Genomic DNA, 20486 nt, shown 5'->3' with positions numbered 1-20486 from the left:
TTACACCTCCTGCACTTTTTCTATTAAACGGATATACTTTCCGTAATCAAGTTCGATCGTCTTAAGCGAAACAACCAATCCTTCTAAAAGTATCTGTGCTTTTTCTGCTGTATGAACGTCTAAATCATTAGGCAATTCATACGTTAAGAATCCACCATCACTTCCGAGTTCAATAGTTGCCTGCACATTACAAAGTTCTTCCACAGCATTTATGGAACCAAACACAACCGCTGTAGTTCCAGCACAGACAAGATCTTGTCCATGTGGCGCATAATCGGCATGTCCAGTCATTTTAAATGATTGGATACTTCCTAATTTCGTGCGACTTATCGTAATTTTAATCATGTTAACCAGAATTAAGCGTTGATAGCTTCAACAACTAGCTTAGTGTAAGGTTGACGATGACCTTGTTTCTTACGATTGTTCTTTTTCGCTTTGTATTTGAAAACGATGATTTTCTTAGCGCGACCGTGTTTTTCAACTTTCGCAGTAACTGTTGCACCTTCTACAACTGGGCTACCAACTTTCACGTTTTCGCCACCAACGAAAAGAACTTTGTCAAAAGTAACAGTTTCACCAGCTTCAACATCTAATTTTTCAATGTAGATTTCTTGACCAGCTTCAACTTTGATTTGTTTTCCACCTGTTTCGATAATTGCGTACATACTTGCACCTCCTCTTAATTACTAAGACTCGCCAAAAACGAGGTAGACATAAATGCCTTTAAGGAACCTGTCTTGTGCGGTTGTAGCATATAGCCGTTTAGGTGCTATAAACTATAACATAAAGATGTTATCATGAATCATAGACTATTGTCAATGAAAGTTCTAATAACTATTTTTTTCGTTCTATAATTTCTTTTTTACTTCCAAAACGGATAATAGCGTACTTTTCGATCATATCATCTTTGAAATAAATTTCAAATGGAATATTTTTTTGTAATTCTTTTTGCAAAAATTGTTTTTGTAATTCTTTAGATGCAGAGATTAATACTGCCTCATCTTCTATATTGCCGTATGTAATTAGCTCTCTCTCTAGCTCATACGCAATCGTTTCATATGACATGACATAACCCGTCGCTTTGCACGGTGCACACTCTTCAAGTAATACGTCGCGTAAAGAATGTTTTTTACGTTTACGTGTCATCTCTAAAATCCCTAACTCTGTGAACCCGAGCACTCTTGTATATGTGCGATCATTTTGCATAGCAGCGATGAGACATTCTCTTATCTTTTCTTTATCTTCTCTTCTTTTCATATTAATAAAGTCAATTAATATCATACCACCAATATCACGGAGTCTTAATTGACGCGCTATCTCTTCAGCTGCTACTTCATTTGTACGAAGGACTGTATCTTGTAAATTCTGTTTTCCAGTAAACTTACCCGTATTCACATCAATTACAGTCATCGTCTCCATTTGTTCCACAATTAAATAAGCACCATTTGGGAGCCAAACAATTTTTTGAAGTGCTTTCTCAATCTCACGCTCTATGCCAAAATGGTTAAACATTGAAGATTTTTCATTATAAAAAGAGACTTTTTCTTTACCGACTTTTTCTTCTAATTCTTTTACTATACTTCTTGTATCTACAACTACTTTTTCAATCGTTTCAATTGGATTCTCTTGAAATACACGATCTAAAAAGGTTGCTGGTCGATGGACTAGTAACGGTGCCTTTCCTTGGCCCTCTTTTCTTTTTAACTCTTCATATAACTGCTGTAACCTTTGCATTTCAGCTTGTATTTCTTCAATTTCTCCTTTTTCAGAAGCTGAGCGGAAAATATAACCTCCTGTCCCTCCTACTTCAATTTGGAGTAATTGTTGCCTTCTTTTATTGTTTTTTATTTTCCGAGAAACCGCACGCATTTCATCATATGGCATATAAACGACATATTTTCCGGTAAATTCTATATTTGCTGTCAATTTTGGCCCTTTCGTATCAATTGCCTCTTTTACAACTTGTACGAGCACCGCTTGTCCTTCATGTATATGATAAGAAGATGGTACATCATCGTACGAAAGATACGCATGTTTTTCTAAACCTATATTTACAAAAGCTGCATTCATTCCAGCAATCGTTCTTACGATACGTCCAACATAAATATGCCCAACAATCTCTTGTTCTTCATTTCGTTTCCATAAAAACTCAACAATTTTCTTCTTCTCTTCAATTGCAACCCGTTTTTCCGATCCAGCGTAGTTCATATATAACGTTTTCAAAATACTTTCCTCACTTTATAATCTTCTTTGCTTTTACAATAATAAAAGGTTAGTGCTAACGTCAACACTAACCGATTAATTCTTCAACAGATGAAGTTGTTCGTTTTTCAGTAAAATACGCATAAAGCAATTCATTTTCATCCAATGTGTAATGTTCTTTATATTTTCCGCGGACGATAATAGAATGCTTATAGCCTCTACGAAATTTTGTGAATATCTTATATAAATGATCTTCTGATTGCACCTCAATCGGTGCAATCTTTTCAATTCCTCTTTTGTTCCCATAATAACGTTCTAATAAAAAACGCATAAAGGCATACCGTCTTTGCTTCCATTCTTGATATAACGACACTGCTAAAAATATGAGTAGTACCCACATCATAATATTGTTACTATTCCAAAGTAACTGCCATCCTAGTATGACACTAAAAAAAACACATGATAATTTCATCATCTTTTCATGTGCTTGTAAATAAGGAAAACGATATGATAGTACGTTAAACAATACTTTTCCACCATCAAGAGGCCAAATAGGTAGTAAATTAAATGCTAAAATAATTATATTATTCCACATAAAGAAATAATATAATTCCGCATGAAGCCAACCAGCTTCAAACAACATATAGCCTACCGCCATCATCCAAATATGTTGAATAGGTCCTGCAATTACGACAACTAGTTCCTCTTTCAATGATTTATTCCCATGTTCCTCAAGCTCAGCTACACCACCAAACGGCAAAAGTTGAATCTTCTTAATACGCCAATTATAGTGTGCCGCTGCAAAAGCATGCCCAAGTTCATGGATGAGAACGATACAAAATAACAGTAGTAACTCTTTAAAACGTGCCGTGAAAATACCAATGACAATAATAACCCAAAACAACGGATGCACTGAAATCTTTGTTAAAACATCTCTATATTTAATCAAATGAAATCACCTGAATCGGATCAATAAATTTTTCGTCCTTTTTTATTGCGAAATAAAACTTACCATTTTTATTATTCGCATCATTATTCACTGTTCCAATTTTTTGTTTCTTTGAAACGTAATCATATAACTTCACTGACATATCATTTAAATTTGCATACCATGACTCCGTACCATCTGCATGCTGAATTTGAACTGTATTACCAAGTTCCTCTTTCTTGCCTGCAAAAACAACTAGCCCTTCATTCACTGACTCAACAGTTGCATTTGTAGCTGTTTGGACAAATACACCTTGGCCATTTTTTTGAAACCCTTGCATCACCTTTCCGGAAGCAGGAATGGCATAATCTTTTTGCTGAATCGTTCCTTCTTTTTTCTCATTAGGCGAATAGAACACAAGCGGTTTTCCAAACTGTTTTTCGTACCATTTCGCTACAGTAGCAAACTGAAACTCTTCTTTCATCACTTTTTCTGTAACAGCTTTAGCACCGTCGAAAGAAGCTGGTGCATTCTTATATAAAATAGCGACAGAAAGAACTAATATTGCTGATAACAATACTTTGAAGAAAAACACTTCTTTTCGAAATAAAGGATGAATTTCCTTTTCTCCATCTTCAATAAATACTGTTTCACTATCAAAATTCCCTCCAGCAAAATACTGCTCTTCCTCCATCCTTTCTTGCTCTGCCTTCCTCTTCGCAATCCGTTTTTTAATTTCTTCTACACGTCTATTCTTCATACTGTCTCCTTTCTTTCGTTAAGCTAATGTACATAGAAACAGTTGTATACAGTTTGTACATATGTATGAGCTAGGTATGGAAGATATTCGTGTGAAGAAAAAAGAAAGCACTCCGCAAATATGCGAAGTGCTTTTAACGGATTCCAAAGAAGTTTTTCACCTTTGTAAATACCGATACCTTTTCTTGTTCAAATGCTTGTAATGGGACATTCTCACCCAACAAACGTCTTGCAATATTACGATAAGCTAACGCTGCTTTTCCGCTCGGTTGCAACGCTACAGGCTCACCTGTATTTGTAGCACGAATAACTTCATCATCATCTTCGACAACACCAAGAAGCTCAATTGACAATGTACGTACGATTTCATCAACATCTAACATATCCTGTTCATGAAGCATATGACTACGCACACGATTAATAACAAGTTTCGGTGGTTCAATATCCTCTTTTTCTAAAAGCCCGATAATACGATCCGCATCGCGCATTGAGGATACTTCTGGCGTCGTAACAACGATTGCTTTATCCGCACCAGCTACCGCGTTTTTAAATCCCTGCTCAATCCCCGCAGGACAATCAATTAATATGTAATCATAATCTTGACGTAATACTTGTATTAATTCATCCATTTGTTCAGGTGTTACCGCTGATTTATCACTCGTTTGTGCTGCAGGTAATAAATAAAGATCGTCAAAACGTTTATCTTTAATAAGAGCCTGAGGTAAACGGCAACGCCCTTCAACGACATCAACAAGATCAAATACAATACGATTTTCCAGCCCCATTACTACGTCTAAGTTTCGAAGACCGATATCTGTGTCAATTAAGCACACTTTCTTTCCAGATAACGCTAAGGCTGTACCAATGTTCGCAGACGTTGTAGTTTTACCTACACCGCCTTTTCCAGATGTAATTACTATTGCCTCTCCCACAGCTATACAATTCCCCTTTCTAACTTTGTTAAATTAGGTCTAAGATGAGTGAGAAGTTGCAGTCGATCGACAACAATGTGATTGTTCTCATTAATATACGCACATTCTGCCGCCTCCGCTCCGTCTTCTTTCTCTTCCGGAGCCCGCATTGCCACATCACTAATTCGAAGTTGCATCGGGTTCATAACAGATGCAGCGATTACAGCATCTGAATCCCCATAATACCCAGCATGTGCAATTCCTCTTAATGATCCTACGACAAAAATATTCCCCCCAGCGATAACCGTTCCGCCTGGATTAACATCACCAATTAACAATAAATTTCCTTTTACATGTAAAACTTGTCCAGAGCGAACAATTTTGGAAATAGGGACAATTTCTGTTTCTTCTTTCCAAGCTATTGCTTCCTCTTTCGTTATAACATCACTTTCAATCGAATCCACAACGAGATTCTTTTTATTACGAATTAACGTACGAATCTCTTCTTGTTGGACTTCTGTTAAATAACGATTTCCCACTTTCACATGCACTTCAATTAAAGAGCGTCCATCACCATCATAATAATGTGTAGAAAGTTTCTCATCCAATTCCTTCAGTAATTCAGAGAATGAACAACAATCATCTAAATGAAGCGTTATCCCGTCTTTTGTCCCTTTTATTGTTACATTTTGTTGCTTTTTTTCTTCCACTAAAGTTCACCCCACCGATTCAATTCGACATAAAATTAGAAAATCCTTTTTTCTTTTTCTTCCATCGCTTTTGAAAGACGCACTAAATATCGTCTCAGTGGGAAACAAACTATCAATAAGAAAATTGCATTTAGCAATAAAGTAGACAGGAGACGATCTGTGAAAAAGACATACGCCGACATATGAGTACGTCCTAACAAAGTTAAAAATCCATACACATAATACTCTAATGCTGCAATGCTAGCTAGTACGATAGAGACAACAATAAATAAATTTAATTGTAGTACCTTCATCACACTATAAACTAAATAAGCTAAAATCGGATACGCAAAAATATATATACCGACAAGTTCTGTGTATACGGTATCAAATAAGAAACCAAATAATAGTCCGTAATAAATCCCTTGGACCGGACTATAGTACACAGTAACAAAACATAACACAATGATAAAGAAATGAGGTGCTGCTATACTGTCTTTCCAAAAAACCTCTGTTGGAACAATAGTAGCAAACATATTTTCAAATAAAAAAACAAAAAGGAGCAAAAGAGGAAGAGCTGCTCTTTTTAAAATCTTCATCATCTCTTCTCCCCCTCCTATTCTAATGGCGCTGAAGGCGTTTCACGCTTCGCAACCATAATATGCTCTACGTCATTTAAATCAGCGGCAGGTTTTACATAAGCTGTTTTTGTTAAACCGTATGGATCCGGCTGAACATCAACAATTGTTCCAATTACAAGACCTTTCGGGAAAATATCACCAAGTCCAGATGTTACAACTAGTTGATCTTTAGCTACCTCAGCATCAGAACCAATCTTTGTGAAAAGAAGTAAGTGCTTTTCTTTATCGTAGCCTTCAATCAATCCAAAGATTTTCTCATTTCCTTGTACGATAGCAGAAACACGATTTGTTCGGCTCATAGAGCTTAGTAGCTCTACTGATGATGTGAACTGAGATACACTTTTCACTCGTCCAACTAAACCTTGTGGAGTTAATACAGCCATATCTTTTTTAATTCCTTGCTGTGCCCCTTTGTCAATTCCAACTAAATCGTACCATTTATCTGGATTACGAGAAACGACAGTAGCTGGAATTTCAGTATAACCGCTATTTAACTTATCTTTACCCGTTAACTCTTGTAACTTCTTGTTATCATCTTCTAATTGTTTTACTTTTCCTGATAGACCTGCATAATTGTCTAATTTTGCTTTTAATTCTTTATTCTCTTCATACGTGCGCTTTACATCCTCTACATTTTCGAAGAATCCAGCTACGTATTTCGCTGGCTTTTGGAATACACGTTCTACAACACCGACAGTGTCTTTAACAAACTGCTCTGGCCATGTTAAACTGTTCCGTTCTTTCAATGAGATTCCAATCAATGCCACGAGAAGAATAATACTAACTAACAAAACAATTAATCTTTTGTTTAAGAAAAACTGTGGCACGTTCACACCCTCTTAATTTCATTGATTTTTATTTTGCAATATTATCGAGCAGCAGTTTTGAAAAGATCGATATTGTCTAATGCTTTACCCGTTCCAATTGCTACGCAATCTAATGGATCTTCTGCAACAAGAACTGGCATATTTGTTTCTTCACTAATTACTTTATCTAAATTACGTAGTAATGCTCCGCCACCTGTTAATACGATACCACGGTCCATAATATCTGCCGCTAATTCAGGTGGAGTTTTCTCCAACGTATTTTTAACAGATTCTACAATTGCATCTACTGTATCTTTTAATGCATCTGCAATTTCTTCTGGTTGAATTAGTACTGTTTTTGGTAAACCACTTACTAAATCACGACCGCGAATTTCCATAGGCTCAATACCTTCTGGCTCGCCTGCAGAACCGATTTCTAATTTTAATGCTTCAGCTGTTCTTTCACCGATCATTAAGTTGTAGCTTTTCTTAATGTACTGAATGATTGAATCATCCATGTCATCACCAGCAACACGAACTGATTGACTTGTTACAATACCGCCTAAAGAAATGATTGCAACTTCTGTTGTACCGCCACCGATATCAACAACCATACTACCAGTTGGTTCCCAAACAGGTAAGTTTGCACCAATTGCTGCTGCAAATGGTTCTTCGATAGGATAAGCATCACGAGCACCAGCTTGACGAGTCGCATCGATTACTGCACGTCTTTCTACAGCTGTAATACCAGATGGCACACATACCATTACATAAGGCTTACGTGAGAAGAATCCATTTGATTTTTGAGCTTGTTGAATGTAATATTTCATCATTGTTGCTGTCGTTTCGTAATCAGCAATTACACCGTCTTTCATTGGGCGAAGTGCCACAACGTTTCCTGGTGTACGACCAATCATTTGTTTTGCATCGCTACCTACAGCAACGATTTGTTTCGTATCAGTTTGTAACGCTACTACTGAAGGTTCACGTAAAACTACACCTTTTCCTTTTACATATACAAGCGTGTTCGCAGTTCCTAAGTCTATTCCAAGATCGCGAGTAAAGCCACCAAATCCAAACATATTATTTATCTTCCTTTCTTGTTTTCACGGACTCATTTTTTCTTACTTTATATTATAAAAACAGTACGTTTTTTATATCTTTATCCTTTTTGTAGATAATTTTCTACAAAAAACTCATAAATCACATTATAAAACAAAATAAGTAAAAAGCATAGTCTTAAATATGACCTTTTTCCTTTAAACTCACGAATTTATGGTCACCTATTATAATATGATCGAGCACTTCAATTCCGATAATCCGGCCGCATTCTACTAAGCGTTTTGTTACTTCAATATCTTCTCGGCTCGGCGCGGGGTCTCCTGAGGGATGGTTATGAAGACATATGATAGAGGCTGCTGCACGGCGAAACGCTTCTTTAAAAACTTCCCTTGGATGTACAATTGACGAGTTTAAACTTCCAATGAAAATCGTTTGCCTATGTATAACTTGATTCTTTGTGTTCAAATATAGACATACAAAATGCTCCTGCTGCAGGAAGCGCATTTCTTCCATCATATATCTGGCGCAATCTTCCGGGCTTCGAATGCTGTATCTATTTTGATATTCTAAACGCACCATTCTTCTACCGAGTTCAAAAGCAGCTATAAGCTGCGTTGCCTTCGCAACCCCGACACCATGTATACTGACAAGCTCTTCTAACGTTGCATCTTTCAACATACGTAAACCATCAAAGTGATGTAAAATTTTATCTGATAACTTCAAAACTGTTTCTTCTTTAGAACCTGTTCTGAGTAACACTGCAAGAAGCTCCCGATTGGATAAACTTCCAGCTCCCTCTAACAATAAACGCTCCCGTGGCTGTTCTTCTTTGACAACATCACGAATACCGTTCATTTCTCCACCCCTTTATTTGTTCTCTCAAAGAAAATCCCATGCAGTTTTACGCATGGGTTACATCAATATTAAATTGTTTTAATTCCCGAACAAGACGTGAAATTGGTAACCCAACTACACTATAGTAGTCCCCTTGAATATGTTGAACAAAAATAGATCCTTTACCTTGAATCCCATAACTTCCTGCTTTATCCAAAGGCTCTTTTGATGCAATGTATGCGTCAATTTCCTCTTCTGTTAATTCCCAAAACGTAACTTCTGTACGCTCGTAAAAAGTGACTGTTTTGTCCTTTGCTATAATTGCAACACCAGTATACACTTCATGTGTTTTCCCTGATAATAATTGCAACATTTCTTTCGCCTCAGCCTCATTAGATGGCTTTCCAAGAATACGCGACTCATATGTAACAATTGTGTCTGCACCTAATACAATATGATCACTGTTATTTTCTGCTACCGCAGATGCTTTTTGCAGGGCAAGGGACATAACAATATCAGAAGGCGATGAATACGCACCAATCGTTTCTTCTACTTCACTTACAATAATTTCAAATGGCACACCCGCTAACTCAAGTAATTCCTTCCTGCGAGGTGATCCTGAAGCTAAAATAATTTTTTTCATATTTTCTCCTTCCTTTCTCACATGAAGCAGAATCATTTATATCAATCGTATCAAAGGAATAGTTTGTCCACAAATAAAAGAAATATTATTTTCTCTAAACAAAATAATACTTCCTTACTAAAACACGATTATATTCCTGTCATAGAGAAAGCACTTTACTCTAAATTCAAAAGAAAAGAAAGAAGCATCTACACTTCTTCCTTCGTCATTTCATTATCCTATTATTTCACCTTTTGTGAAACAATTTTTTCGTATGAAAGTATACCATCAATGATAACTTGATTTAATTTCGCTAAAGATTCCTTATCACCTTTTCCATCCTTCACTGTTTGCACAGCTACTGACGTGTACATATACAATTTCTTTGCTTCTTCCTGCTTCATACTTTTCCCTTCTTTTTCAATCGCTTTCCACTCTTTTTCGATTGCACTTATATCTTTTGCATTACCTTTTTCACTAGCTTGTACGCTAGAAGCATATTTTGCTAAATGAGTATATAATGGCTGTACTTTTGTTAAAAACGCCCCAACTTCTTTATCATCTTTAAGTAACGCTTTATCTGTTATATCCCAGTCCTTTTTCAATACGGAGACATTATCATTTTTATACTGCGTCATTAATTGGTTTATGCCTTGTTCATCGCTAGCAATACCAACAACTAATGCATACTTATCACCGCTCGGTTTTAAGGCTGCTACACCTCCATTACCTTTCCACTCTTCAAGAGCGGCCTGTCCCTTTTCTTCAGAAGAATAGATTCCTCCTTGAACAAAAAATAATTTCATTGGCTCTAATGACGTTCCTGTCTGTGCTTTTGTTTTTTCCTCTTTTGGTGCTGGTGTTTGTTCTACCGTTCCGCCCACCTTTGATTCTTCCTTTCGCATCTGCTTCGAAGCTGTTACTTCACTTCCTCCTGTCGCACCTTGTCCTTGCAGTAACTGTAGCATCCCCATTCCAAACGCCGTACCAATAATAATTGCAGTTGCAACGATTGCAATTAACGTATTGCTCCACTTCTTTCGATTTTTTTCCGTAGACGCTACTTTCGATTTTTGAAACGGAACAACGTTTTTTGATCTTTCACTTTCTACTACCATCCAGTCAAATTCGTCTTTCTTCTTCTCCTCATACTTCGCTTCTGTTCCATTCACTTTCACTGAGATCGTTCGTGATTGCTTGTCCATACACTCACACCTCACCTCTTATCGTTGTCCGCATCATATCATATTCATTTCACAAAAAAACGAGATATTTGTCAGAGGAATTCGCCAAATAACCCTATATATTTATCTTATATGTATGCATTTGACTTCATTTGTAGAACAAAAAAACTAGATAGTACAGACTATCTAGTTTTTCTCGCGAATATATTTTCGAACTTCCGAAATGAAATAAAGAGAACCTGTTATGATAAAAACGTCATTTTCTCCAAGCATTTCAACCTTCGTATCAATTGCCTCTTTCCAATTTTCAAAAACTAATTTTGACTCTTCCTTTGAATACGATGCAAGTTTGTCAGCAGAAATAGCACGATCAAAGGCAAATGTTGTAAAAATAATTTCATCGGCGATGCTTTCTAATTGACCTACCATATTGTGCAATTGTTTATCACCAAGGGCAGTAAATAAAACTATTACATTTTTATCTTTGTAATGTGATTCTACCGTTTTCACAAGACTTTCAATACCTTCTGGGTTATGAGCACCATCTATAATAATATCCGGATTACTTTGCAGTTTTTCAAAGCGCCCCACCCAATACGCTTCCTGTAATCCAGTTCTTATTTCTTCTTCCTCAATTAAAAATGATAAGTATGTTTTTACATACATGACTGCCATAAGTGCAAGTGTTGCGTTTCCTACTTGATGGCTGCCTTTCATTGTGATTCGCACATCTTCAAAAGAGGCGAAAGGACAAGTGAAATCGAACTGTTCTCCATCTTCACTAGACTGTTTATGTAACGATGTAAAATGGTTGCCTATCTCGTATACATTTGCATGATTTTCCTTTGCAACTTTTTGAATGACTTGCAGCGCTTCCTCATCTTGCACACCAGTAATAACCGGAACACCAGACTTAATAATCCCCGCCTTTTCATATGCAATTTCTCCTAATGTATTACCTAAAATATGCATATGATCGTGACCGATATTCGTAATTATCGTGAGAACTGGATGAATCACATTCGTAGAATCAAAGCGCCCTCCAAGCCCTGTTTCAAATAAAACAACATCACAGAAATTAACTTTACCGAAATAACAAATTGCCATAACAGTAATAATTTCAAACTCAGTCGCTTCCCCTAAATCCGTCTCATCTAGTTTTTCAACGACTGGCTTTACCATCTTTACAAGTTCAGTAATCTCTTCATCTGCAATTGGTGTTCCGTTCACACTAATACGCTCGTTAAATGTTTCAATATAAGGGGAGGTAAAAGTTCCTACCTTATATTTTGCACCTTCTAACATGTAGCGCATATATGTTAACGTTGAACCTTTTCCATTTGTACCAGCAAGGTGAACACATTTTATGTGACGCTCTGGATTTCCGAGCTCTTCTAGCATCCATCTCATTCTTTCTAATCCCGGTTTAATACCAAATCTCAATCGGCTATGAATCCAACCTATCGCTTCTTCGTATGTATGTATCACGTATGCTTTCCCCTTTCAAAAGACAACCTTCATCATTCTATTATACGCAAAGAAAAGAGACTCACCAATATAGTGAGTCTCTAAAAAACATTTTTATTTCTCAAGATCCGCTAGACGTTGACGAACTGCTTCGCGTTTTTCTAGGTAATCTTGCTCTTTCGCACGCTCTCCTTCAATAACTGCTGCAGGAGCTTTCGCTACGAAACCTTGGTTTGAAAGTTTCTTCTGTACACGTTCTACTTCTTTATCGAACTTCTCAAGTTCTTTCTCAAGACGTGCTCTCTCTTCATCAAGATTGATAAGATCAGCTAACGGTAAGAATAACTCTGCACCTGTTACAATTGCAGTCATCGCTTTTTCTGGTGCTTGTAAATCCGTTTGAATTGTTAACTCGCTTGGGTTACAGAAACGCTCAATGTAAGAGCTATTTTTCGTAAGCTGAGCAAGTACAGCCTCATCTTTTGCTTTAATTTGCATTTGAACTTTTTTGCTCATTGGCGTATTAACTTCTGCACGAATGTTACGAACAGAGCGAATGATATCAACTAGAAGGTGCATTTCTGCTGCAGCTTCTGTATCTTGTAAATCTTCGCGAACTGTTGGCCACGCTGCTACTGTAATAGATTCGCCTTCGTGCGGTAAATGTTGCCAAATCTTCTCTGTTACGAATGGCATGAATGGGTGTAATAGACGCATTGTTTGGTCTAATACGTAAGCTAAAATAGAACGAGTTGTTTTCTTAGCTGCTTCATCTTCACCGTATAGAGGAAGTTTCGCCATTTCGATGTACCAGTCACAGAAATCATCCCAGATGAAGTTGTATAATGAGCGACCAGCTTCACCGAACTCATATTTATCCATGTTACGTGTTACGCTTTCGATTGTTTCATTTAAGCGAGTTAAAATCCACTTATCTGCAACTGACTTTTCACCAGTTAAATCGATTTCTTCATATTTCATGTCATCCATATTCATTAATACGAAACGTGATGCATTCCAAATTTTATTAATGAAGTTCCAAGTAGATTCTACTTTCTCCATGCTGAAGCGTAAATCTTGACCTGGTGCACTTCCTGTTGATAAGAAGAAACGCATTGCATCTGCACCGTACTTCTCAATAACTTCCATTGGGTCAATACCGTTACCAAGAGATTTACTCATTTTACGTCCTTGCTCATCACGAACTAAACCGTGAATTAATACATCTTTAAATGGACGCTCGCCTGTAAACTCTAAACCTTGGAAAATCATACGAGATACCCAGAAGAAGATGATGTCATAACCAGTTACTAGTGCATCAGTTGAATAGTAACGTTTGAAGTCCGCTGCATCTTCATTTGGCCAACCAAGTGTTGAGAATGGCCATAACGCTGAACTGAACCATGTATCAAGTACGTCGTTATCTTGATTCCAATTTTCAATATCTGCTGGCGCTTCTGTACCTACGTATACTTCACCAGTTTCTTTATGATACCAAGCTGGAATGCGGTGTCCCCACCATAATTGACGAGAAATACACCAGTCGTGAATGTTTTCCATCCAACGTAAATATGTGTTTTCGAAACGATCTGGTACGAACGTTACTTTCTCTTCTTCTTTTTGTTGAAGCGCTACTGCCTTCTCAGCAAGTGGAGCCATTTTTACGAACCATTGTGTTGATAAGTAAGGCTCAACAACTGCACCACTACGCTCACTATGGCCTACTGAATGCATATGAGGCTCGATTTCTACTAATACGCCCGCTTCTTGTAAATCTTTCACTAACGCTTTACGACACTCGAAACGATCCATACCGTTATACTTACCAGCTTTTTCGTTCATCGATCCATCTTCGTTCATTACTAAGATACGCGGTAAGTCATGACGGTTACCTACTTCAAAGTCATTCGGGTCATGAGCTGGCGTAATTTTTACAACGCCTGTTCCGAAATCTTCTTCTACGTACTCATCAGCAATAATCGGAATCTCACGGCCTACGATTGGAAGTGTAACTGTTTTTCCGATTAAATGCTTGTAACGATCGTCTTCTGGATGAACCGCTACCGCTGTATCACCAAGCATCGTTTCTGGACGAGTTGTTGCAAGACGAATGTGACCAGAACCATCTGTTAACGGATAGTTCATATGGTAGAATGCACCTTGAACTTCTTTATGAATTACTTCGATATCAGAAAGAGCTGTGCGTGTTGCCGGGTCCCAGTTGATAATATATTCACCGCGGTAAATTAAGCCTTTTTCGTATAATTGAACGAATACTTTATTAACCGCATCAGATAAACCTTCGTCTAATGTGAAACGTTCGCGAGAATAGTCTAGTCCTAAACCAACTTTCCCCCATTGTTGACGAATGTGAGAAGCGTATTCTTCTTTCCATTCCCAAGCTTTTTCAAGGAATTTCTCACGGCCAAGATCGTAACGTGAAATACCTTCTTCACGAAGTTTCCCTTCTACTTTCGCTTGTGTTGCGATACCCGCATGGTCCATTCCTGGAAGCCACAATACATCGTAACCTTGCATACGCTTCGTACGAGTTAAAATATCTTGAAGAGTTGTATCCCAAGCATGACCTAGGTGTAACTTACCAGTTACGTTCGGAGGTGGAATTACAATTGTATACGGTTGTTTCTTCTCGTCTCCTGTTGCTTCAAAATATTTGCCTTCTAGCCACCACTGATAAAGGCCTTCTTCAACGGACATATGATCATATTTAGTTGGTAAATTCTTTTCCGTGTTTGACATTATTTTCCCTCCTTAAAATAAAAAATGTCCCTCATCCAAAAAAGGACGAGGGACATCGCGGTACCACCTTTATTTACAAACAAATTCAGGAATTTGCTTATACTCTTAATTTGATAACGGACAAATCCGTCTTTTCCTAATGAGAACTATTCTGTTCAGAAAAGATGCTCCAGGGCTACCTTCTAACATAACTATCTAGAGAATCTCCCAGCTAATGATTCTCCTCTCTGAAGACGTTTCTTGTTATACTCTTCCCCTTCAAGGCATTTATATGATTGTTAATTATTATATACAATAGTGTAAAAAACGAAACCTTATTCGTCAAGATAAATTTAAGACTACAGCTTTTTGAGTAAAAAAAAGAAGATAAGTAGCATCCTCTACTTATCTTCTTTATCCGTTCCCTTGCTGGGCAGCTTGTAATTGCGAAAGGAAATATTCTATATTACTAACGAGCCAATGCGCTTGTTGCAAACTCTTTACTCCGAGAAGTTCATTTTCCTCATTGCGCCGCTCTCTTCTTTTCTTATAAGAGTGGATTTGCCGAATAAATTGCGATGGATACGTCATATACGCAAACATGAGTAGTTGCTCTTCTTTCGTAAAAGGGAAATTTTTTTGATACATTTGATACCATTCAAACCGATCACTTCGCGCAATTGGATATGTGTTTAACGACCGAGAATAAAACCCTACAATATCTTGCACAGGTGTTGCAAACTTCGATTTTTCTAAACTAATAAAATAGCCATTCCGTTCATAATCAAATAAAAAATGATTAAGCGATACGTTACCATGTACAAAAGTAATGCGCGTTGTTTCTTTTTCTTTCATCGCATCGTTCCACTCATTTAATTGCTTCGTTGCAAACTCACGCGCCCTCATTACATGATGATAGTACGTACAATATTGCAATTCAAACGGAGACATATACCACTTCGCTTCAGATTCTACAAGAAACTCTTCTAACATCTCTCCATCATTTTCCCAGCGATCGGATATATTTGTATAATGTTTTTCTAAATCCTCTTCTGTATATGTTTCTTCTTTTACCGTTTTTTGGTGCAACGTTCCGAGAGTCTGAAACATTTTATGGTATTGATCATTATCCTCGCCGTTCCCTTCCGCACGCTCTAACCAAGGCATTAAATAATAATTGTACGTACCATCACTTAAAATATAATTTCCGTCCGTCGCATGGTATATAGGTACATAATTTGAAAAACCTTTCTCCTTCAAATATTGAATATGATGCAAAAAGTTATTCCGCTCTAACTTCCTGCCTTCTATTTTCTTGAGCGCATATGGACCTTGATTCGTATAAATTTTCGTCACACTTCCGTGCTCTTCCATATGCTGCGTATCCAATCTATATTGCCTTACAATGGGTTCATAGCGATTTCGTAATTCCATATCCATACGAATAACCCTTTCTATTCAAAACATAGCCTTAGAAAAATAAGTGAGTGAAAACACTCACTTATTTCGCTTTTGCTCTTGAAACAGGAATATAAATAATTTGTCCTGTAGTTAAATATATATCTTCTGTTTGATTGACACGGTATAAGTTTTGTACAGATGTTTCATAACGTTCTGCAACAGATTCGATCGTATCTCCTTCTTGCACAAAATACATTCTTAACTTTGTAAATTCTTCTTCCGGTTCTTTCGTAAATAATTTCGTTAAATAAAGCGCATTTTCATCCCGCTGTGAATACGTTTCCTCTTCTTGTACTTCTTGTTTTTTCGCTTGTTCTTTCTTGAAATCTTTTCTTCCGAACAATTCAAATTGCGGCGTTGTTTCTTTCTCCTCTTCACGCTCTACAAATTCATGTTCTTCTATTTCCTCTTCTTCTACTTCCTGCTCTTTTCTTTCTTCTAGTTGGAACGGTTCAAATGCGTAATCTTCCCACTCATCTGATTCCTTATAGGCTGGCTCTTCGACTTGTGGCGTCGGTCTAGTTTCATGCTCTTGCGCAGAATCATCCTCTAACTCAGCATACGCCGTTTCTTCCTCTTCATCCTCAATTCTTTCTTCATCACATAAACCTGTAATAGATATATCGGCTAATAATTGTAAGCAACCATTTTCCTTTAGTTCATAATCAAATTCCTCGATAGATACATATAGTTCTTCAATTACTTTCACACGGTTTCTTGGGATTGATATTTCAAGCGGGAAGGAATGAACAAGTTCATTAACCCCATCTTCTCTTGTTTCTACATAATCAATGGACTTCGCTGGCGATAGATCTCTTAATGAATAAGCTGAATCATCTTTTCGTGCAACATACTCTCCCGTTAAATCTAATTGCCCTCTCACAATTACCTCATGATCAAGCTCTTCTATCTCAACGTCTGGATCTAACGAAATTGACAAAAGTTCTTCGACTTCCTGTCCTTTTTGGAACCAAACAGATTCTTTTAATGAAAAACGTAATGAATGATCTGTTGCCACTTCTTTTCCCCCTCCCAAACTATATGTCATTACAGATTTATGTACGGAAAGCTGACTTTATGAATAAAAAAAATCGCCCCCCTTACGGAGAGCGATTTTCTTTATTCAATTAAGCTTTTAATTTTGACATTGCAATTTCAGCCGCTGCAATTGTCGCCTCAATATCTGCATCACTATGTGCTGTCGATAAGAATAAACCTTCAAATTGGGATGGCGGTAAAAATACACCTTGTTCTACCATTTCACGATAGTAAGCCGCAAAGAACTCTAAGTTTGAAGATTTTGCTGCGTCGTAATTAATAACTGGTTCATCTGTAAAGAAGATACCAATCATAGAACCCGCACGATTGATATGATGCGGAATGCCATGTTTTTCAGCCGCTTTACGTAAGCCAGCTTCTAGCATTTCAGCTTTACGCTCAAATTCTACATACGATTCTGGCGTTAACTGTACTAACGTTTCATAACCTGCTGCCATTGCTAGTGGGTTCCCTGATAAAGTACCTGCTTGATAAATTGGTCCGCTCGGTGCAACTTGGCGCATAATTTCTGCTTTACCACCGTATGCTCCTACCGGTAATCCACCACCGATTACTTTACCTAAACAAGTTAAATCAGGTGTTACACCGTAATAACCTTGTCCACAATTATATGCAACACGGAATCCTGTCATTACTTCATCAAAAATAAGCAATGCACCATTTTGCTCTGTTACTTCACGAAGACCTTCTAAAAATCCTGGTTGCGGAGGAACAACACCCATATTCCCTGCTACTGGTTCTACAATGACACAGGCAATATCATCACCGAATTGTTCGAAAGCGTATTTCACACTTTCTAAATCGTTATACGCTACTGTAATCGTATTTTTCGCTACACCTTCTGGTACACCTGGGCTATCTGGTAAACCTAGCGTCGCTACACCAGAACCCGCTTTAATTAATAACGAGTCACCATGACCGTGATAACAACCGATAAATTTCAAAATTTTGTTACGGCCTGTATAACCACGAGCTAAACGTAGCGCGCTCATTGTCGCTTCTGTTCCAGAGTTAACCATACGCACAATCTCAATTGATGGAACACGCTCAATAACAAGTTTCGCTAATTTATTTTCAATTTCCGTTGGAGCACCGAAGCTCGTACCTCTTTCAGCAACAGCTTTTAAAGCCTCAACAACACGATCATTTGCATGACCATGAATTAAAGGACCCCATGATAATACGTAATCGATGTATTCATTTCCATCGATATCATATACTTTAGAGCCTTTTCCACGCTCCATAAACAACGGATTCATACCGACAGACTTAAATGCACGAACTGGGCTATTTACGCCACCAGGCATTAAATCTTGAGCCTCTTCAAACGCTGCAATCGACTTATCAAACTTTTTCATTATTTAGCGCCTCCTTCTTGTAACCATCTTGCTGCATCTTTCGCATGATACGTAATAATTAAATCTGCTCCTGCGCGTTTCATACTAATTAATTTTTCAAGTACAACTTCTTTTTCATTAATCCAGCCATTTTGCGCTGCCGCTTTAATCATTGAATATTCACCGCTTACGTTATAAGCAACGACTGGTAAGTTAAAGTTATTTTTCACATCACGAACGATATCTAAGTAAGAAAGAGCTGGCTTTACAATTAAGAAATCTGCCCCTTCCATTACATCTGATTCTGCTTCACGGAATGCTTCCATGCGGTTCGCTGGGTCCATTTGATATGTTTTACGATCACCAAATTGCGGTGCACCGTGCGCAGCATCACGGAATGGTCCGTAAAATGCTGATGAATATTTCACAGCGTACGACATAACTGGTACATGTCCAAAACCATTTTCATCTAATGCGTGGCGAATTGCTGTTACGAATCCGTCCATCATGTTTGATGGCGCAATAATGTCCGCTCCTGCTTTCGCTTGACTTACAGCTGTTTTTGCAAGAACTGCAAGAGACTCGTCATTTAAAATAATACCATCTTCAATTACACCGCAATGACCATGGCTTGTGAATTGACATAAACATGTATCCGCAACTACTACTAGATCAGGGAATTCACCTTTAATTTGCTGAATCGCACGTTGCACAATTCCATGATCACAATATGCTGATGATCCAACTTCATCTTTTTCAGCAGGTAAACCAAATACAATAACAGAACGAATACCTAAATCAACAACTTCTTGCATTTCAGCTTGCAATAAATCTAAAGATATTTGATATACGCCTGGCATAGAAGGCACTTCATTACGAACATTTTCTCCTTCTAATACAAAAATAGGGTAAATAAAATCTTCCGTATGTAAAAACGTTTCACGCACAAGCGCACGCATGCCCCCGCTTTGTCTTAAGCGACGATGACGATTAAATTGTAAAGAGTTCATAGACTTCTATCCCCATTCTTTTATTTTATAGATTCACAAACACATTGTAGTAATGCTTCTACAGTGTACTCTTTCGGCATAATAATATGCGGAAAATAAAGGCTCGCCTCTTTTTCCGTAATAGGCCCTATACAAGCAATTGTACATTTTTTTGTCCATTCTCTCCAGTTTGTACCCTCAAGTAAACGAACAAAACTAGTAACAGTTGAAGGGCTCGTAAATGTAATAATGTCTACTTTCCCTACTTCTAACGCTTCTATCAGCTCTCGCTTTTTCTCTACATTCTCTTTCGTACCATACACGATTAGCTCATCTAGAGAAACACCAATTTCGCGAAGTGCAACTGGAATTACATCTCTTGCTAAATTCCCTTTCGGAAACAAAATGCATTCGTTTCCACTTAGTCTTTTTACAAACTCTTCTGCAAATACTTCTGCAACAAATGAAGTTGGAACAAAATCCACTCGATAGCCTCGTTTTTCTAACTCTAACTTTGTTTTCACACCTACTGCAGCAATTTTAGTCGTTACAGGTAGCTTCTGTCTCAAACGATCTAGAAAAAAAGCTACCCCATTTTTACTCGTAAAAATAACCCAGTCATACGAATGTAACTGCCCTGCTATATGTTGAATTTGCCTATGAGACATACCTTCCATACGCAAAAGCGGAATTTCCAATGGAATTCCGCTCTTTTCTTTCACCGCTACACTCATTTGTTTTGCTTGATGCTGGGCACGTGTAACCAATACCGTTTTGCCAGCGAGAGCGTTCATAC

20 protein-coding genes and 2 other annotated features are annotated in these 20486 nt (G+C 37.6%); all 20 genes read right to left on the bottom strand.

Annotated elements, in window-relative coordinates; all coding sequences use genetic code 11:
• On the bottom strand, positions 1-345 hold the full coding sequence (locus tag ACTFRS_RS13245) for a ribosomal-processing cysteine protease Prp (RefSeq protein WP_001993153.1): 345 nt from the start codon (positions 343-345) through the stop codon (positions 1-3).
• A gap of 11 nt (positions 346-356) precedes the next feature.
• Positions 357-665: a 50S ribosomal protein L21 gene (gene rplU / locus ACTFRS_RS13240; protein WP_000270908.1), complete on the bottom strand. Its 309-nt coding sequence runs from the start codon at positions 663-665 to the stop codon at positions 357-359.
• Positions 666-679: 14 nt separating this feature from the next.
• Positions 680-757 (bottom strand) — a sequence feature (ribosomal protein L21 leader region).
• 77 nt (positions 758-834) lie between these two features.
• On the bottom strand, positions 835-2223 hold the full coding sequence (locus ACTFRS_RS13235; RefSeq protein WP_139866522.1) for an Rne/Rng family ribonuclease: 1389 nt from the start codon (positions 2221-2223) through the stop codon (positions 835-837).
• Positions 2224-2290: 67 nt separating this feature from the next.
• Positions 2291-3151, bottom strand: a complete 861-nt coding sequence (spoIVFB, locus tag ACTFRS_RS13230) for a stage IV sporulation intramembrane metalloprotease SpoIVFB (RefSeq protein WP_000599049.1) — start codon at positions 3149-3151, stop codon at positions 2291-2293.
• A complete protein-coding gene (gene spoIVFA, locus ACTFRS_RS13225) occupies positions 3144-3890 on the bottom strand; it encodes a stage IV sporulation protein SpoIVFA (protein WP_061185542.1) in 747 nt (248 codons plus the stop codon). Before spoIVFA ends, spoIVFB begins: the two co-directional genes overlap by 8 nt.
• 133 nt (positions 3891-4023) lie before the next feature.
• Positions 4024-4821: a septum site-determining protein MinD gene (gene minD, locus ACTFRS_RS13220; RefSeq protein WP_000503311.1), complete on the bottom strand. Its 798-nt coding sequence runs from the start codon at positions 4819-4821 to the stop codon at positions 4024-4026.
• Positions 4822-4823: 2 nt separating this feature from the next.
• Positions 4824-5510 (bottom strand): septum site-determining protein MinC, encoded by a 687-nt coding sequence (gene minC, locus ACTFRS_RS13215; protein ID WP_000391517.1) that lies wholly within the window; start codon positions 5508-5510, stop codon positions 4824-4826.
• A 35-nt stretch (positions 5511-5545) separates the two neighbouring features.
• Positions 5546-6091, bottom strand: a complete 546-nt coding sequence (mreD, locus tag ACTFRS_RS13210) for a rod shape-determining protein MreD (protein ID WP_139866520.1) — start codon at positions 6089-6091, stop codon at positions 5546-5548.
• 14 nt (positions 6092-6105) lie between these two features.
• Positions 6106-6957: a rod shape-determining protein MreC gene (gene mreC / locus ACTFRS_RS13205; protein ID WP_139866519.1), complete on the bottom strand. Its 852-nt coding sequence runs from the start codon at positions 6955-6957 to the stop codon at positions 6106-6108.
• A 41-nt stretch (positions 6958-6998) separates the two neighbouring features.
• Positions 6999-8018 (bottom strand): cell shape-determining protein MreB, encoded by a 1020-nt coding sequence (mreB, locus tag ACTFRS_RS13200; RefSeq protein ID WP_000466737.1) that lies wholly within the window; start codon positions 8016-8018, stop codon positions 6999-7001.
• Between the two features lie 157 nt (positions 8019-8175).
• Complete coding sequence (radC, locus tag ACTFRS_RS13195; protein WP_139866518.1) at positions 8176-8853, bottom strand: DNA repair protein RadC; 678 nt, start codon at positions 8851-8853, stop codon at positions 8176-8178.
• A 46-nt stretch (positions 8854-8899) separates the two neighbouring features.
• A complete protein-coding gene (locus ACTFRS_RS13190; protein ID WP_087995343.1) occupies positions 8900-9475 on the bottom strand; it encodes a Maf family protein in 576 nt (191 codons plus the stop codon).
• A gap of 221 nt (positions 9476-9696) precedes the next feature.
• On the bottom strand, positions 9697-10659 hold the full coding sequence (locus ACTFRS_RS13185; protein WP_139866517.1) for a stage II sporulation protein B: 963 nt from the start codon (positions 10657-10659) through the stop codon (positions 9697-9699).
• Positions 10660-10824: 165 nt separating this feature from the next.
• A complete protein-coding gene (locus ACTFRS_RS13180; RefSeq protein WP_440024859.1) occupies positions 10825-12126 on the bottom strand; it encodes a bifunctional folylpolyglutamate synthase/dihydrofolate synthase in 1302 nt (433 codons plus the stop codon).
• Between the two features lie 93 nt (positions 12127-12219).
• Positions 12220-14865, bottom strand: coding sequence for a valine--tRNA ligase (locus ACTFRS_RS13175; protein WP_440024861.1), 2646 nt, complete (start codon positions 14863-14865; stop codon positions 12220-12222).
• 38 nt (positions 14866-14903) lie between these two features.
• Positions 14904-15136 (bottom strand) — a binding site (T-box leader).
• 122 nt (positions 15137-15258) lie between these two features.
• Positions 15259-16284: a spore coat protein YsxE gene (gene ysxE / locus ACTFRS_RS13170; RefSeq protein ID WP_139866514.1), complete on the bottom strand. Its 1026-nt coding sequence runs from the start codon at positions 16282-16284 to the stop codon at positions 15259-15261.
• 61 nt (positions 16285-16345) lie between these two features.
• On the bottom strand, positions 16346-17323 hold the full coding sequence (spoVID, locus tag ACTFRS_RS13165; RefSeq protein ID WP_000179722.1) for a stage VI sporulation protein D: 978 nt from the start codon (positions 17321-17323) through the stop codon (positions 16346-16348).
• Between the two features lie 109 nt (positions 17324-17432).
• The gene (hemL, locus tag ACTFRS_RS13160) at positions 17433-18722 is read right to left on the bottom strand and encodes a glutamate-1-semialdehyde 2,1-aminomutase (RefSeq protein ID WP_000712928.1); all 1290 of its coding nucleotides are present in this window, start codon (positions 18720-18722) and stop codon (positions 17433-17435) included.
• The gene (gene hemB, locus ACTFRS_RS13155) at positions 18722-19711 is read right to left on the bottom strand and encodes a porphobilinogen synthase (RefSeq protein WP_001087058.1); all 990 of its coding nucleotides are present in this window, start codon (positions 19709-19711) and stop codon (positions 18722-18724) included. The genes hemL and hemB overlap by 1 nt, the downstream gene beginning before the upstream one ends.
• 20 nt (positions 19712-19731) lie before the next feature.
• Positions 19732-20484, bottom strand: coding sequence for a uroporphyrinogen-III synthase (hemD, locus tag ACTFRS_RS13150; RefSeq protein WP_139866513.1), 753 nt, complete (start codon positions 20482-20484; stop codon positions 19732-19734).
• Positions 20485-20486: the final 2 nt, after the last annotated feature.

It is taken from the genome of Bacillus cereus group sp. MYBK139-1, from assembly GCF_051916915.1.
GTDB classification, from domain to species: Bacteria; Bacillota; Bacilli; order Bacillales; family Bacillaceae_G; genus Bacillus_A; species Bacillus_A pacificus.
Note: the sequence above shows the minus strand (reverse complement) of the source record. Positions and strands in the feature narration are given on the sequence as shown.

Coding starts and splice junctions, on each gene's coding strand:
- ACTFRS_RS13245 (WP_001993153.1), bottom strand. CDS start 345: ATGATTAAAATTACGATAAGTCGCACGAAATTAGGAAGTATCCAATCA.
- rplU (WP_000270908.1), bottom strand. CDS start 665: ATGTACGCAATTATCGAAACAGGTGGAAAACAAATCAAAGTTGAAGCT.
- spoIVFA (WP_061185542.1), bottom strand. CDS start 3,890: ATGAAGAATAGACGTGTAGAAGAAATTAAAAAACGGATTGCGAAGAGG.
- mreD (WP_139866520.1), bottom strand. CDS start 6,091: ATGATGAAGATTTTAAAAAGAGCAGCTCTTCCTCTTTTGCTCCTTTTT.
- mreB (WP_000466737.1), bottom strand. CDS start 8,018: ATGTTTGGATTTGGTGGCTTTACTCGCGATCTTGGAATAGACTTAGGA.
- radC (WP_139866518.1), bottom strand. CDS start 8,853: ATGAACGGTATTCGTGATGTTGTCAAAGAAGAACAGCCACGGGAGCGT.
- ACTFRS_RS13190 (WP_087995343.1), bottom strand. CDS start 9,475: ATGAAAAAAATTATTTTAGCTTCAGGATCACCTCGCAGGAAGGAATTA.
- ACTFRS_RS13185 (WP_139866517.1), bottom strand. CDS start 10,659: ATGGACAAGCAATCACGAACGATCTCAGTGAAAGTGAATGGAACAGAA.
- ACTFRS_RS13175 (WP_440024861.1), bottom strand. CDS start 14,865: ATGTCAAACACGGAAAAGAATTTACCAACTAAATATGATCATATGTCC.
- ysxE (WP_139866514.1), bottom strand. CDS start 16,284: ATGGATATGGAATTACGAAATCGCTATGAACCCATTGTAAGGCAATAT.
- hemL (WP_000712928.1), bottom strand. CDS start 18,722: ATGAAAAAGTTTGATAAGTCGATTGCAGCGTTTGAAGAGGCTCAAGAT.
- hemB (WP_001087058.1), bottom strand. CDS start 19,711: ATGAACTCTTTACAATTTAATCGTCATCGTCGCTTAAGACAAAGCGGG.
- hemD (WP_139866513.1), bottom strand. CDS start 20,484: ATGAACGCTCTCGCTGGCAAAACGGTATTGGTTACACGTGCCCAGCAT.